The organism is Saccharothrix ecbatanensis, assembly GCF_014205015.1.
GTDB classification, from domain to species: Bacteria; Actinomycetota; Actinomycetes; order Mycobacteriales; family Pseudonocardiaceae; genus Actinosynnema; species Actinosynnema ecbatanense.
In genome coordinates this window covers 2716592-2731267 of the sequence record NZ_JACHMO010000001.1, presented here as the reverse complement: position 1 = coordinate 2731267, position 14676 = coordinate 2716592, and the positions used below count along the sequence as shown (strand labels likewise).

The window sequence follows — 14676 nt, the reverse complement described above, 5'->3', positions numbered from 1 at the left end:
CCCTGCGAATGGCGCGGTCGCGTGTCACCCTGGATCGCAGACGGATCCGGGGGGATGCGCTTATGTGGCTTTTCCGTTCACTGGGGCAATGTCGGGTGGAATGCGGCGGGGAGGAAGTTCCGCTCGGCACACCGCAGAACAGGGTTGTGCTGGCGATGCTCGTATTGCACGCCAACGAGGTGGTGTCGGCCGGTCGGATCTTCGACGAGCTGTGGGATCAGTGCCCGCCGCCGTCGGCGAAGGCGCAGCTGCACAGCATCGTGTTCCGGCTGCGCCGACTGCTCGGCAGGACGCGGATCGGGACGGCGAGACCCGGGTACGTGCTCCGGGCGAGTCCGGCCGAACTCGAAGTGGACCTGGTCCGGGACGACGTCGAGCACGCCCGGCGCGTGCTGGCCGCCGGTGACGTCGAGTCGGGCGCCGCGATGCTGCGGTCGGCGTTGAAGCGGTGGCGGGGGCCGGTGCTCCCGGAACTCCGCTGCGCGGCCCACGTGGCGGCCGGGCTGGAGGAGTTCCGGATGGCGGTGCTGGAGGAGCGCGTGGACGCCGACCTGCTGCTCGGCCGGGACGCCGACCTCGTCGCCGAGCTGACCGGGCTGGTCGCGGAGCACCCGCTGCGGGAACGGCTCCGCGCGCAGCTCATGACCGCGCTGGCGTCGTCCGGCCGGGTCGCCGACGCTTTGGACGTCTATGCGGCGTTCCGCCGGACGATGGTCGGTGAACTGGGCGTCGAGCCGTCGAATCGGCTGCGCGCGCTGCACTCCCGCATCCTGCGCGGCGAGGTCGCAGCGGGGTGGTGACCGCTCGAACAGGCCCGCGGCCGGGTTTCGAGAACCCGGCCGCGGACCCGTTCACCCCCGGTGGGCTCAGGGGCAGATGCGCAGCGACGTCACCCGGTTGCGGTCCCCGGGGACCAGGTTGGTCTGGACGCCGGGCCCCACGATGAAGATCAGGTTGTTGTAGCCGCCGGCGTCGTAGAAGCACCAGTACTGACTGGTGCGGTTCCACACGCTCTCGGTGGTGTTGTTGAGCCCCCTCGGACCGCTGGAGTCGGCGAGGTCGCCGTCACCCGACGCGAAGTAGCCGTACGGCCGGCCGCCGTTGAGGTTGGCGAAGATGCACATCCGGGCGGCCGGGCAGTCGCTCCACGCCAGGGTGGAGACCGAATCACTCGGAGCCGTGTACGTCCGGACGTCGGCCGTGTCGGCGGCCTGGGCGGGAGCGCTGAACAGCGCTGCGGCGGCCACGACACCGCCGAGCAACGTGAGAATCCTGCGAATCACGATCATTCCCCCTCGATTGTGTGCAGGCGTTGTGCCTTGCGGACAAGAGTGGGGAACCGCGCTAACTACTTTCTAACAGCAAACAATGGTGGATCAAGGAATCACGCGTCCGCCTCCGGCTGCCGGCCGAGGAAGACCGGGCCGTACCGCTCCAGGTTGGCGTTGGGGTGCAGGACCGCGTGCAGGTTGAGCGCGTGCACGTCGCGCTGGATGCGGTGCAGGGCCGGGCAGTCCGCCCCGGCACCGTTCGCGCCTAGGACGTTCGCGTCGAGGACGGCGACCGCGTCCCGTGCCCGTGAGCACGCCTCGCCGAGGTCCCGGCGCACCCCGGCGCGGTCCTCGGGCGTCCACGTCTCGCCGCGGGCGGCCTTGCGGTCGACCACGGAGGCGGTGCGGCGGGAGTGGACCTGGGCCTCGTCGGCGAGCACCGTGGCCTCGCGGATCCGCAGCGGGAACGCGGAGGTGACCGCCGCGAACGCCTCCACCGCCGCGCGGGCCAGGCCGACGGCGGGCGCGCTGACCGTGGCGCAGGCGGCGGGCATGAACGGCGCGCGGAACATCGGCGCGGAGGCGTCCGGGTGGGCCAGCAGCACGGGCGCCAGGCGCAGCACCCGCTCGGCCGGCACGAACAGGTCCTTCGCGACCGTGGTCACGCTGCCCGTCGCACGCAGGCCGGTGGTGTGCCAGTCGTCCACGACCTCCAGGTCGACCAGGGGGATCGCCAGCGCCACGGGTACCCGGTCCGGCATGAGGATGGCGGCGTTCGTGGTCCAGTGGCTCTGCGGCGCGGACGTGGTGAACGCCCACCGCCCGTTGACCAGCACCCCGCCGCCGACCGGCTCGGCCGTCGCGGTGGGGCTGAGGATGCCGGTGACCCGCACGTCCGGTTTGGCGAAGACCTCCTGCCGGACCTCGTCGGGGAACTGGCCGGCAACCCAGGTCGAGATGGCCCACACCGCCGCGGTCCACGCCGCCGACCCGTCACCGCGGGCCAGTTCGGCGATGACCTCGACCACCGTGGTCAGGTCCGCTTCGTGACCGCCGTGCGCGACGGGCACCCGAAGGCGCAGCACGCCGGCGTCGGCCATCGCTTCCAACGCGCCCTCGTGCAGCCTCCGGTGCTCGTCACCCCAGGCGGCGTGGGCGCGCAGGACCGGGACGATCTCCGCGGCGCGCCGGACCAGCTCGTGCACCGTGCCTCCCCCGTCGGTGACCCGTGTGACACACCTTGGCGTGGTCCGCGCCACCAGACAACACCGGAATAGTCCTGGGGTGAGGTACCGTTGTGCGAGTTAGTTGAAAGTGCAACTACCTGATGAGGAGTGGCCATGCAGTTCGGTGTCTTCACCGTCGGCGACGTGACGCCCGACCCCACCACGGGCCGGACGCCGACCGAGGCCGAGCGCATCAAGGCCATGGTCGCGATCGCGCTGAAGGCGGAAGAGGTCGGCCTGGACGTGTTCGCGACCGGCGAGCACCACAACCCGCCGTTCGTGCCGTCGTCGCCGACCACCATGCTCGGCTACATCGCGGCCCGCACCGAGCGGCTGATCCTGTCCACCGCGACCACGCTGATCACCACGAACGACCCGGTGAAGATCGCCGAGGACTACGCGATGCTCCAGCACCTCGCCGACGGCCGGGTGGACCTGGTCATGGGCCGAGGCAACACGGCGCCCGTGTATCCCTGGTTCGGCAAGGACCTTCGCGACGGCATCGACCTGGCGATCGAGAACTACGCCCTGCTGCGCCGGCTGTGGCGCGAGGACGTCGTGGACTGGGAGGGCAAGCACCGCACGCCGCTCCAGTCGTTCACCTCGACCCCGCGTCCGCTGGACGACGTGCCGCCGTTCGTGTGGCACGGCTCGATCCGCAGCCCGGAGATCGCCGAGCAGGCCGCCTACTACGGCGACGGCTTCTTCGCCAACCACATCTTCTGGCCCAAGGAGCACTTCCAGCGGCTGATCACCTTCTACCGGGAGCGCTACGAGCACTACGGGCACGGCGCCGCGCACCAGGCGATCGTCGGACTCGGCGGCCAGGTGTTCATGCGCCGCAACTCGCAGGACGCGGTGCGCGAATTCCGGCCGTACTTCGACAACGCCCCGGTGTACGGGCACGGCCCGTCGCTGGAGGAGTTCACGTCGCAGACGCCGCTGACGGTCGGCAGCCCGCAGGAGGTCATCGACAAGACGCTGACGTTCCGGCAGCACTTCGGCGACTACCAGCGGCAGCTGTTCCTGATGGACCACGCGGGCCTGCCGTTGAAGACGGTGCTGGAGCAGCTGGACCTCCTCGGCGAGATCGTGCCGACGCTGCGCCGTGAGTTCGCGGTGGGCCGGCCGGCGGACGTGCCGGACGCCCCGACCCACGCTTCGATGCTCGCCGCGGAAGGGGTGAACAGCCGATGACCACGCTGGCTGTCGTGCAGGCCGGGCTCGGGTCGCCGTCGTCCACGCAGATGCTGGCGACCCGGCTGGCCGAAGGCGTCGAGCGGTTCGTGCCCGGACTGGAGGTGCGCACGGTGCACCTCCGGGACCTGGCGCGGGACATCGCGGACAACGTCGTCACCGGCTTCCCGAGCGCACGGCTGCGCGAGGTGGTGGAGTCGGTGGTCGGGGCGGACGGGCTGATCGCGGTGACGCCGACGTTCAACGCGTCCTACAGCGGCCTGTTCAAGTCGTTCGTGGACGTGCTGGAGCCGGAGTCCCTGGCGGGCAAGCCGGTGCTGATCGGCGCGACCGGCGGCACCGAGCGCCACTCGCTGGTGCTCGACCACGCGCTGCGGCCGTTGTTCGCCTACATGCGGGCGATCGTGGCGCCGACCGGTGTGTACGCGGCGTCGTCCGACTGGGGCGCGGAAGGCCTGCCCGGCCGCGTCGACCGTGCGGCCGGTGAGCTGGCGGACCTGCTCGCGGGACGTGCGGCCACCAAGCCCGCGGAGCGGTTCGTGCCGTTCGAGGAGTTGCTCGCCGGACGGTGAGCGGCGCACGTCGGCGAGGTGGAAACGGACCTGACCGCCGGTCCGGTCGCCGCTTAGGGTTCGGTCCATGTCCGCCTCGCTGCACCTCGCGGTGCGCAACGCCGCCGCCCTGACGACCGCGCTCGCCCGGACCCGCGGCTACGACCTGATCACCCGCGCCGGGTACCTCGCGATGAGCGGGCCGACCCTGCTGCGGGTGCTCGCGGTCCGTCCGGACCCCGACCCGGACGACATCGCCGAGCTGGAGCTGCTGGTCAAGCGGGCCCCGGCGCGGGTGGTGGTCGAGGACTCGTTCGGCGGGATCGACGGCGCGGCGCTCGGGCTCACCTTCTGGCAGCTGCCGGTGATGATCCGGCCGTCCGCCCCCGTGCCGCCGCCCGACCTGGAGGTTCGGACGGTGCGCACGGCCGAGGAGTGGGCCGTCGCCGAGCGGGTCGTGGTCGAAGGCTTTCCCCTGCCGGGCTTCCCGACCGGCAACGCGGTGCCCTTGGCGTTGAAGGACCGCGAGGGCTTCCGGATGCACACGGTGTGGCGCGAGGGCGTCGTGGCCGGTGTGTGCCTGACCGTCGAGTCGGACGACGCGGCCGGTGTGTACTGGGTGACGACCCTGCCCGAGCACCGCTCCCGCGGCGTCGGCCGCGCGTTGATGCACGCCGTGCTCAACGAGTTCCCGGTGCTGCCGATGACCCTCAGCGCGACCAAGACGGGTCGGCCGCTCTACGACTCGCTCGGCTTCTCCGTCGTCACCCAGGCCGCTTGGTGGTCGAACATCGACTGACGGGCGTCACGCCTCCGGGCTGATGTGGCCCGACTGCGAACGGGTGATGATGTCGCTGGTGGGGGACTTCTCCGGGGTCTTTTTCACGTTTCCGGAGTTACCTTGGGAGAATGACCGCAGAGGTGCGGCAGCGGTCCCGGCTGGCCGCGGTGGACAACCTGAAGGTGCTGCTCGTCGCCTGGGTGATCGGCGGGCACGCGCTGCTCGGGTACTCCGCGGTGGGCGGGTGGCCGTACGACGAGGTCAACGAAGTCACGTTCGAACCGCACGTCGAGGCCGTGCTCGCCGCCGTCCTCGGCCCGTCGGGCTTGTTCCTGATGGGCACCTTCTACCTCCTGTCCGGACTGTTCACGCCGGAGTCGTTGGCGCGCAAGGGAACCGCCCGGTTCATCGGCGACCGACTGGTCCGCCTCGGCATCCCGTTCGCGATCTCCGCGCTGCTGGTGTGGCCGCTGACGTTGTGGGTGGCGTACCGGGCCGCCGGGCACGACGTCACGCCGTGGTGGGTGTTCACGCACCGCGAGCCGCTGCTGGACTCCGGATCGCTGTGGTTCGTCGAGATCCTGCTGCTGTTCTCCGTCGCCTACGCGCTGTTCGGCCGGCCGGCGTCGGCTGCCGTCGTGCTGACCGGCGGGCACCTCGTGGCGGTCACGGCGGGCGTCGTGGTAAGCACGTTCGTGGTGCGGCTGTGGATTCCGGCGCGCAGCGGCCAGGTCGGCGACCTGCACATCTGGTGGTGGCCGCAGCTGATCGCGATGTTCGGACTGGGCATCGTGGGCGCGCGTTCGGGGTTCGCGCAGCGGGTGCCGGAAGGGATGTGGCGGGGGAGTCGGGTGGTGGCGGCGCTGGCGATCCTGTCGGTGCCGGTGGCCGCGGTCGCACTGGGTGTGTCGGACCTGGCCGGTCAGGCGGGACCGTTCCTCGGCGGCTGGCGGTGGCAGGCGCTGCTGTTCGCCGCGGTGGAGGCGGTGCTCGTGGTCGGCGGGTCGGTGTGGCTGCTCGGCTGGGCGCAGCGCCGGTTGACCCGTGACGGACCGTTGGCGGTGGCGCTCGCGCGTGGTGCGTTCGCCGCGTTCTTCATCCAGGGGCCGGTTCTCATCGTGCTGGCGGTCGCGGCCCGGCCGTTGCCGTTCCCGGCCGAGGTGAAAGCGTTCCTGGTGGCGGCGATCGCGATCGCGGTGTCTTTCGGGGCCGGTTGGCTATTGACCACCCGAACCCGTTTGGGCCGCTTTCTTTAATGTGCTCGATGTCGGCGTCAATTCGGGTCGAATAGACGTGCCGGGCGGTGTCGGGACGTCCGGTGTTCACGTAGTGGGAAGCCCGGACGGGTGACGCCGGCACCACACCGCGTGGTTTCCACACCGTGGGACACCTGGGCATACCCGGGACGGGGACGGACGCCTCGGTGTGGGAGACTTCGCGCCATGGCTCCTCTTCGCTTCGCCCTGCCCAACAAGGGCTCGTTGAGTGCTCCCGCGGCCCAAATGCTGGCCGAAGCGGGTTATCGGGTGAACAGGTCAGGCCGTGAGCTGATCGTGGCCGACCCGGCAAATGATGTGCAATTCTTTTTCCTGCGTCCCCGCGACATCGCGGTGTACGTGGGCGAGGGGTCGTTGGACGTCGGCATCACCGGTCGTGATCTGCTGCTCGATTCCACCGTGTCCGCGAAGGAAATCCTGCCGCTCGGCTTCGGCCGGGCGTCGTTCTACTTCGCGTCGAAGCCCGGCGGCATCGAGGACGCCGCGGGCCTCGAGGGCAGGCGGATCGCGACCAGCTACCCGAACCTGGTCGAGCACCACCTGGCCGACCTCGGCGTCAAGGCGCGCCTCGTCCGGCTGGACGGCGCGGTGGAGACGGCCGTCGAACTCGGCGTGGCCGACGCGATCGCCGACGTGGTGGAAACCGGCATCACGCTGAAGACCTCGGGGCTGGAGACGTTCGGCTCGCCGATCCTCAAGTCCGAGGCCGTGCTGATCCAGGGCGACACCGTGGCCGACAACGGGGACTCCGTGCGCGCGGTCGAGATCCTGCACCGCCGGCTCCAGGGCGTGCTGATCGCCCGCCGTTACGTCATCCTCGACTTCGACTGCCCCACGGAGGCGCAGGAGGAGGCGTTCAAGCTGGTGCCCGGCATCGAGTCGCCCACCGTCTCGCCGCTGGCCCGCGAAGGCTGGGTGGCCGTCCGCTCCCTCGTGCCGCGCGACGACGCCCCGTTCATCATGGACGAGCTGTGGCGCGTGGGCGCCCGCGCGATCCTCGTCAGCTCCCTCGACACCTGCCGCATCTAAATCCCGCGAGTCGAACACTCAGGTCCCGCGAGTCGAACACTCAGACACCCCGAACTCCACGTTCGCGTACCTCACCCGTGCGCGAACGTGGAGTTCTTCGTCTTCCTGGCAGCCGGCCGCGCGTCCTGAGCGTTGAATTCGAGGGTCGCGAGCGTTCGACTCGCGGGACCTGAGCGTTCGACTCGCGGGTGCTAGACGCGGTCTAGCGGGTGGTCTCGCGCCTTCTGGGTGAGAGGAGGTGGTCGGGGTGGAGCCGCTGCGCATCGCCGTGATCATCGGCAGCACCCGCGAGGGACGGGTCGGTGACGGCATCGGCCGGTGGGTCGCCGACGTCGCGACCGGGCGGGCCGACGTCGAACCGGTCGTGGTCGACCTGGCCGACTACGACTTCCCGCCGTGCTACCCGGCACGGCCGACGCCGGAGATCCGGCGGTTCACCGGGCAGGTGGCGGACGCGGACGGGTTCGTCGTCGTCACGCCCGAGTACAACCGCAGCTTTCCCGCCTCGCTGAAGCAGGCCATCGACTACGCGTACGACGAGTGGCAGGCCAAACCCGTCGGGTTCGTCTCCTACGGCTACCGCTCCGAGGGCTTCCACGCCGTGGAACAGCTCCGAACAGTTTTCACCGAGTTGCACGTCATGACTATGCGCACCGGCGTCGGCGTGAACCTCTTCGCCGACGAACCGATCGACACCGAACACCGCCGGTGCGCCGCGGAAGCGATGTTCGACCAGCTCACCTGGTGGGCGTCGGCCCTGAAAGAAGCCCGCACCCGACGCCCCTACGTCTCCTGACCTCCGAGAAAGGGAAATCATGAACGCCATCGAAACGTCGGGCCTGGTCAAGGTCTTCGGCGACACCCGCGCGGTGGACGGCGTCGACCTGACCGTGCCCGCCGGGACGGTGTACGGCCTGCTCGGCCCGAACGGCGCGGGCAAGACCACGACGGTACGCATGCTCGCCACCCTGCTACGACCCGACGACGGGGAGGCGCGGGTGTTCGGTCACGACGTGCGCGCCGACCCGGACGCGGTCCGGCAGCTCGTCAGCCTCACCGGGCAGTACGCCTCGGTGGACGAGGACCTCACCGGCACCGAGAACCTGGTCCTGCTGGGCAGGCTGCTCGGCCACACCCGCGTCCACGCCCGCAAGCGGGCCGCCCAGCTGCTGGAGGCGTTCGGGCTGACCGACGCGGCGGGCAAGCAGGTCAAGCACTACTCCGGCGGTATGCGCCGCCGGCTGGACATCGCGGCCAGCATCCTCAACACGCCGAAGCTGCTGTTCCTGGACGAGCCGACCACCGGCCTGGACCCGCGCAGCCGCAACCAGGTGTGGGACATCATCCGCGCGGTCGTCGCGCACGGCACCACCGTGCTGCTGACCACGCAGTACCTGGACGAGGCCGACCAGCTGGCGTCCCGGATCGCGGTGATCGACCACGGCAAGGTCATCGCCGAGGGCACCAAGGGCGAGCTGAAGGCGTCGGTCGGCGTGGGCGCGGTGCACCTGCGGCTGCGTGACGCGGACCAGCGGCCACGGGCGCAGGAGGTGTTGACCGCCGCGCTGGACGCGGACGTTCAGCTCGACTCGGACCCGGTGGCGCTCACCGCGCGGCTGACCGGCCGGGCCACCGAGCAGGCCGCCGAGGCGTTGGCCCAACTCGCCCGCGAGGGCATCACCGTCGACACGTTCTCGCTCGGGCAGCCCAGCCTGGACGAGGTGTTCCTCGCCCTCACCGACAAGACCGGCAACACCGGGAACCCGGACAAGAAGAAGGAGGCGGCGGCGTGACCGTCACCAAGGAAGCCGAACTCCTGCCCGCGCCGAAGACGGAGGACCTGGCGGCGGTGCTGTTGGAGACCGTGCAGCCGAAGCGGCCGTCCGCGCTGTCCGCGTCGCTCACCTTCGGCTGGCGCGCGGTGCTGAAGATCAAGCACGTGCCGGAGCAGCTGTTCGACGTCACCGCGTTCCCGATCATGATGATCCTGATGTTCACCTACCTGTTCGGCGGCGCGCTCGCCGGGTCGCCGGGGGAGTACATCCAGTACCTGCTGCCCGGCATCACGGTGACCAGCGTCGTGATGATCACCATGTACACGGGCGTCGCGGTGAACACCGACATCGAGAAGGGCGTGTTCGACCGGTTCCGCACGCTGCCGATCTGGCGGCCCGCGCCGATGGTCGGCTACATCCTCGGTGACCTGCTGCGGTACGTGCTGGCGTCGTTCACCATCATGGTCGTCGGCCTGATCCTCGGGTTCCGGCCGGACGGCGGTTTCGTCGGGGTCGTGCTCGGCGTGGGTCTGCTGGTGGTGTTCTCGTTCGCGTTCTCGTGGGTCTGGACGATGTTCGGGCTGCTGCTGCGCAGCGAGAAGTCGGTGATGGGCACGAGCATGCTGGTGCTGTTCCCGCTGACGTTCCTGTCCAACGTCTACGTCGACCCCGCCACGATGCCCGGTTGGCTCCAGTCGTTCGTCAACGTCAACCCGATCAGCAAGCTGGTGGCGGCCGTGCGGTCGCTGATGGCCGGTGGCTTCGACGGTGACGCGATGCTGTGGACGCTGGGTTACAGCGTGATGTTCACCGTCGTGTTCGGCTACTGGACCATGCGCCTGTACAACCGGAAGTGATGTTCCGGGACAAGGGCTAGAGCTTGAAGTGCTCGTGTCCTGAGTAGAGGCACGCCGCCCCGGTCGACACGGTCTCCCGCAAGTGGGCCGCGAGACCGGGGTGGCGTTCGTCCAGTTTCCGGAGCGTGTCGCGGATGCGGGCGGTGACGGTTTTTCGGGCCCTTTCCGCTTCGTCGCCCAGGCGGCGGGTGCGGCCCGCCAGGCCGGCGGCGGCGCGCAGTTCCTCCAGCAGGGCTTGGCGTTCGCGGTCCAGGACGGCGGCTCGGTCGTCGTCGAACGCCCGGTCGATCTCGTCGTCCAACTGGTCCAAGCGCCGCCGGTAACGGGCCTTCGCCTCGTCGTCCAGGACCGGGTCGCCGCCGAGACGGGCCGACGCCACTGCCTCCGGTGCGAGCAGTGACACCGCCGACACCGGTTCACCCGGACTGCTCAGCAGCACGTGCAGGTCCCGCAAGCCCTTCGAGTCGGGCATCCGCACCGTGGCACCGCCGTAGGTCAACGTCCACACGTCACCGTCGCGGCGGAACTCCTGTGCTGCCGCGGCGACCGGCTCGGGCGTCGAGGACCGCCCCGACGCCTCGGCCAGGTGACGCCGGGCCAGCGCCGCCCACGGCCGGGCCTGCATCCGCTCGGCCGACCGCTGCGCCGCGCGCAACTCCTCCACCGCGTCGTCGCACCGCCCCAGCACCATGTCCACCACGCCCAGCCACAGGTCGACCGGGCCGCTGATGTCGCACCCGTACAACGACACCAGCCACTTGCCCCGGTGCGGCGCCAACTGCTCGCGCACCCGCGCCGCCAACTCCCGGTCACCTGCCGCGAGCGCGAACCGGGCCTGGAAACGCAGCCACAGCGGCTCGAACATCTGCTGGTGCCGGTCGTCCGGCGCAGGCCGGTCGAGGAGGGCGCGCGCCGCCTCGACGTCACCGCGTTCCAGCGCCGCGATCCCGGCCGGCAGACCGGGGCACGGGTGGGTGCTCGCGGCGATCTCCGCCGCCAGGTCGTCCAGCTCGGCGAACCGGCCCTGCGGCAGCAGCAGCGCCCACCGCAGGTGCAGGTACATCATCCGGAACCCGGGGTGGCTGCTCGCGCCCAGCTCGGTCGCCTTGGCCAGCATCGCCTCGGCCTCGGCGTACCGGCCCCGCATGGTGAAGACGATGCACTGGTCGATGGCCGACGAGAAGCTGAACCTGGTCAGGCCGAGGCGTTCGGACAGCGCCACGAACGCGTGCAACTGGTCGGCGTAGCGCGGGTCGCCGAGCTCGACCAGCGCAACCCAGCGGAACGACGTGGCGTAGTGCTCCACGTTGTGGTCGCCGCTGCGGCGCGACACGGAGATCAGCTCCTCGGTCAACGCCAGCCGTCGAGCGGCGTTGCCGATGCCGGGCGTGGTGTCGTGCGCCGCCCACAGCCCCGTGGCCAACGCGTCGTAGTCGCCGGCGCCCCGCGCCATCTCGGTGGCGTGCAGGCTGATCATGCGGGCCAACTCGTCCGGCGGCACGTCCGGCGGCGGCCCGATCAGCCGGGTGTGCGCCTCCCGGAGCAGCCCCGCGCCCCCGTCCTCCAGGTCGGTCAACCGGAAGATCGTCAACGCCACCCTGGCGTACGGCTCGGGGTCGTCCAGCTCACGGGCGATGAGGGCGGCCTCGTCGAAGACGCGGCGTGCCTCGGCGGGTTCGGCGCAGTGGAACAGGTCGTGGCCCAGCTCCAACGCGACCGCGATCCGCCGCCGCGGGGTGTCCGCACGGGCCAGCGCACGCCGGTAGTGCCCGGCGGCCTCCTCGACCGACATCCGGCTGCTCGCGTCACGCGCCGCCACGACCAGGACGTCCACCGCGCGGTCGGCGGGCACCAGGTCGCCCGCCAGGTGCGCGTGCCGGGCCAGCTCGGCGGGGAACACCTCGCCCTCCAGGTCGCCTTCCAACGCGCGAACCACGTCCGCGTGCCGTTCGGCCGCGTCGGGCAGCGAGTCGTACAGCGTCTCGCGCACCAGGTCGTGCGCGAAGGAGAACCGGCCGCCACCGAGCCCCAGCACCAGTCGCGCCTGCACGGCCTGGGCGAGCAGTCGGTCCACCGCGGGCACCGGCAGCGACGCGACCGCGGCCAGCACCTTCCGGTGGAACTCGCGCCCGAGCACGGAGGCCGTGGTCAACAGCTCGCCCACCTGCACGGGCAGCAGCGACAACCGCCTGTGCAACGCGTCCCGCACGCCCGGCGCGACCGCCGTCACCGAGCCGCTGCCGTGCCACAGCCGCGCGGTCTGCTCCACGAAGAACGGGTTGCCGCCGGTGCGCAGGTGCACCTCGGCGACCAGGTCCGGATCGGGCTCGCGGCCCGCCGTGCGCGAGATCAACTCGCCCACCTCGACCGGCGCGAGACCCGTCAACGCGACCGTGGTGGCCCGGCTCAGCAGGGGCGCCATCACCGGCCGCAGCGGGTGGTCCTCGGCGTCGACCTCGGCGTCGCGGTACGTGCCGACCAGCAGCACCCGTTCGAACCAGGTGTGCTGCGCGGCGAACTCCAGCAGCCGCAACGACGCCGGATCGGCCCAGTGCAGGTCCTCCAGCACGACCACCACCGGCCGGTGGTGCGACATCGCCACCAGCGCCGTTGTCACCGCGTCGTACAGCGGGAAGCCCTCCGGCTTGTGCTCCGCGGGCGCCTCGCCGAGCAGCACCGCCAGCGGACCCCGGTCGACCGACGCCCACTCGTCGGGCGAGGCGGCCCGGCGCAACGCGCGGATCACCTGCACCCACGGCCAGTAGCCGGGCGCGCTGTCGGAATCCCAGCACGACCCGCCGAGCACCAGCGCACCGTGCCGCCTGGCTTCCTCGGCCGCGCCCGTGACCAGCGTGGTCTTGCCGATCCCGGCCTCGCCCGCGACCAGGACCAGCCCACCGTGGCTCCGGGTGGCGCGGTCGATCTCGACGCGCAGCACCCCGGCTGGATGGTCCCGTCCGATGAGTCGCATGGCAGGGTGAAACCTAACGCACGGGACCGACACCGTACGAACGTTCAGGGGGTGTCGGGGGCGCCCAATTCGCTCATCTGTGCGAACGCGGCGTCCACCGCGCCGGGGAGCAACAAAGGGTCGCCGGCCGCGAGTTCGTTGCCGGCCTGGTAGCAGGCGACCGCGAGCTGCGGCGCGAGCACGGCCACCTCGACGGGCGTGCCGCGTTCGACCAGGGCGTCCCGGAAGATCGCGCACAGCCTGGCGAACTTCCGCGCGGAACGGTCACGCAGCTCGGGGTTCTCCCGCAGCAGTCGTTCGTGCGCGACGAAGTGCTCCTGGTCCGCGGTCAACGCCGCGCACAGACCCACCGAAACCTCGCGGAGCTGCGCCATCGCACCGGCGAGGTCGTGCACCGGCGGCAGTGCCCGGTGCCGCTCGGTCAGCTCCTCGACGATCGCCTGCTCGTTGAAGAAGGCGACCTCCTGCTTGTCGCCGAAGTAGCGGAAGAACGTGGTCCGCCCGACCTCCGCCCGTTCGGCGATGTCGGCGACCGTGACGTCCGCGAACCCGCGTTCGGCGAACAGCGCGAACGCCGCCTCCACGATCTGTTCCCGCGCGCGCTGTTGCTTGCGCTCACGCAGCGGCATCCGTCCCGACATGCGCCCAGCATAGTGGTCCGGAACGGCGTCCGGTACGGTACTGAGTACCAGTTCGAACTACGTACCAGGAGCGATCATGGGTACCACGCTGATGACCGGGGCGAGCCGAGGGCTCGGCCGTCACGCCGCCGAGCACCTGCTGCGCCACCACCCGGACCGGCACCTGCTCGTGTTCAACCGCAAGCCCGGCCTGGCCGCCGAACTGGCGGAGCAGACCGGCAACCGCAACGTGTCCGAGGTGGTGTGCGACCTGGCGTCGTTCGCCGACATCCGCCGTGCGGTGTCCGAAGTGGACGGTCCGCTGGACGGGTTCCTGGGCAACGCGGGCCTCCAGACGACGACCACGCGCAAGCTCACCGCGGACGGCCACGAGATGACGTTCGGCGTGAACGTGCTGGCCTACCACCTGCTGCTGAACCTGCTGATGCCCCGCTTCACGAACCCGGCGCGGATCGTCGTCGTCGCGAGCGACGTGCACGACAGCGCGCACAAGAGCATGGGCCTGATCCCGCCGCCGCGCTGGGACGATCCGCGCGAGCTGGCCAAGCCGGGGGAGGACACCGGCAAAGCGGGCAGGCGCGCGTACGCCACCAGCAAGCTCGGCGTGATCTACCTCGTGCACGCGCTCCAGCGCCGGCTGCCCGAGGGGATCGACGTCTACTCCTACAACCCCGGCCTGGTGCCGGGGACGGGGTTGGCGCGCGATGCCGGCCGGGTCGGCCAAGCCGTGTTCCAGGCGGTTGCGACCGCGTTGGCGTCGACGCGGATCGCCACCAAGCCCGCTGAAGCCGGTCGGCTCCTGGCGGAGGCGATGGCGGGGCCCCGCCCCGGTGACAGTGGCGCCTACATCAGCCGGGGCGAGGTGATCCCTTCATCGTCCGAGTCCTACGACGAGCGACGTGAGGAAGAGCTGTGGGCCGCCGCCGACGAACTGTGCGGAATTTCCGAGGGCGGAATCCCTCGGGGCGGAAGCTCTCAGGGCGGGATTCCCAGGGCCGGCATCGCGCCGGGAGGAAGCCCGGTCGACCGGACTGCGGGCAAGTAGCGCCGTCCAGCACGAACCCGCTGGGCGCGGCGTCCCGTACGTGATCCTGACATCG

14 protein-coding genes are annotated in these 14676 nt (G+C 70.9%); 10 read left to right on the top strand and 4 right to left on the bottom strand.

The genetic code is table 11. The annotated features are described in order from the left end of the window. Nucleotides 1–8: 8 nt before the first annotated feature. The gene (locus tag F4560_RS11800; RefSeq protein WP_312869185.1) at nt 9–800 is read left to right on the top strand and encodes an AfsR/SARP family transcriptional regulator; all 792 of its coding nucleotides are present in this window, start codon (nt 9–11) and stop codon (nt 798–800) included. Between the two features lie 66 nt (nt 801–866). Here the strand turns inward: F4560_RS11800 and F4560_RS45530 are convergent, their stop codons facing one another. Together F4560_RS45530 and F4560_RS11790 are read right to left on the bottom strand one after the other, a co-directional pair. Continuing rightward, nucleotides 867–1283: a peptidase inhibitor family I36 protein gene (locus tag F4560_RS45530; RefSeq protein WP_184919450.1), complete on the bottom strand. Its 417-nt coding sequence runs from the start codon at nt 1281–1283 to the stop codon at nt 867–869. Between the two features lie 101 nt (nt 1284–1384). After that, nucleotides 1385–2476, bottom strand: coding sequence for an acyl-CoA dehydrogenase family protein (locus tag F4560_RS11790; RefSeq protein WP_184919449.1), 1092 nt, complete (start codon nt 2474–2476; stop codon nt 1385–1387). 135 nt (nt 2477–2611) lie between these two features. On the opposite strand from F4560_RS11790, the gene F4560_RS11785 reads away from it, so the two are divergent. The 8 genes from F4560_RS11785 (at nt 2612) to F4560_RS11750 (ending at nt 9964) form a co-directional block, all read left to right on the top strand. Further along, a complete protein-coding gene (locus tag F4560_RS11785) occupies nt 2612–3694 on the top strand; it encodes an LLM class flavin-dependent oxidoreductase (protein ID WP_184919447.1) in 1083 nt (360 codons plus the stop codon). Further along, a complete protein-coding gene (locus F4560_RS11780) occupies nt 3691–4266 on the top strand; it encodes an FMN reductase (protein WP_184919445.1) in 576 nt (191 codons plus the stop codon). The genes F4560_RS11785 and F4560_RS11780 overlap by 4 nt, the downstream gene beginning before the upstream one ends. 67 nt (nt 4267–4333) lie before the next feature. Then, nucleotides 4334–5044, top strand: coding sequence for a GNAT family N-acetyltransferase (locus F4560_RS11775; protein WP_184919443.1), 711 nt, complete (start codon nt 4334–4336; stop codon nt 5042–5044). Nucleotides 5045–5154: 110 nt separating this feature from the next. Then, nucleotides 5155–6282: an acyltransferase family protein gene (locus F4560_RS11770; protein WP_184919441.1), complete on the top strand. Its 1128-nt coding sequence runs from the start codon at nt 5155–5157 to the stop codon at nt 6280–6282. 186 nt (nt 6283–6468) lie between these two features. Beyond that, nucleotides 6469–7332, top strand: coding sequence for an ATP phosphoribosyltransferase (gene hisG, locus F4560_RS11765; RefSeq protein WP_184919439.1), 864 nt, complete (start codon nt 6469–6471; stop codon nt 7330–7332). A 247-nt stretch (nt 7333–7579) separates the two neighbouring features. Continuing rightward, nucleotides 7580–8128 carry an NADPH-dependent FMN reductase gene (locus F4560_RS11760; RefSeq protein ID WP_312869181.1) on the top strand — a complete coding sequence of 183 codons (549 nt, stop codon included), beginning with the start codon at nt 7580–7582 and terminating at the stop codon, nt 8126–8128. A 19-nt stretch (nt 8129–8147) separates the two neighbouring features. Further along, complete coding sequence (locus F4560_RS11755) at nt 8148–9125, top strand: ATP-binding cassette domain-containing protein (RefSeq protein WP_184919435.1); 978 nt, start codon at nt 8148–8150, stop codon at nt 9123–9125. Next, entirely contained in the window at nt 9122–9964 is an 843-nt protein-coding gene (locus F4560_RS11750) for an ABC transporter permease (protein ID WP_184919433.1), read from the top strand. The genes F4560_RS11755 and F4560_RS11750 overlap by 4 nt, the downstream gene beginning before the upstream one ends. Nucleotides 9965–9980: 16 nt before the next feature. Here the strand turns inward: F4560_RS11750 and F4560_RS11745 are convergent, their stop codons facing one another. Next, nucleotides 9981–12935 (bottom strand): ATP-binding protein, encoded by a 2955-nt coding sequence (locus F4560_RS11745; protein ID WP_184919431.1) that lies wholly within the window; start codon nt 12933–12935, stop codon nt 9981–9983. A 44-nt stretch (nt 12936–12979) separates the two neighbouring features. Next, entirely contained in the window at nt 12980–13576 is a 597-nt protein-coding gene (locus F4560_RS11740; protein ID WP_184919430.1) for a TetR/AcrR family transcriptional regulator, read from the bottom strand. Between the two features lie 76 nt (nt 13577–13652). Between F4560_RS11740 and F4560_RS11735 the strand changes: the two genes are divergently transcribed. Beyond that, nucleotides 13653–14621 (top strand): SDR family NAD(P)-dependent oxidoreductase, encoded by a 969-nt coding sequence (locus tag F4560_RS11735; RefSeq protein ID WP_184919428.1) that lies wholly within the window; start codon nt 13653–13655, stop codon nt 14619–14621. The last annotated feature ends 55 nt before the right edge of the window (nt 14622–14676 follow it).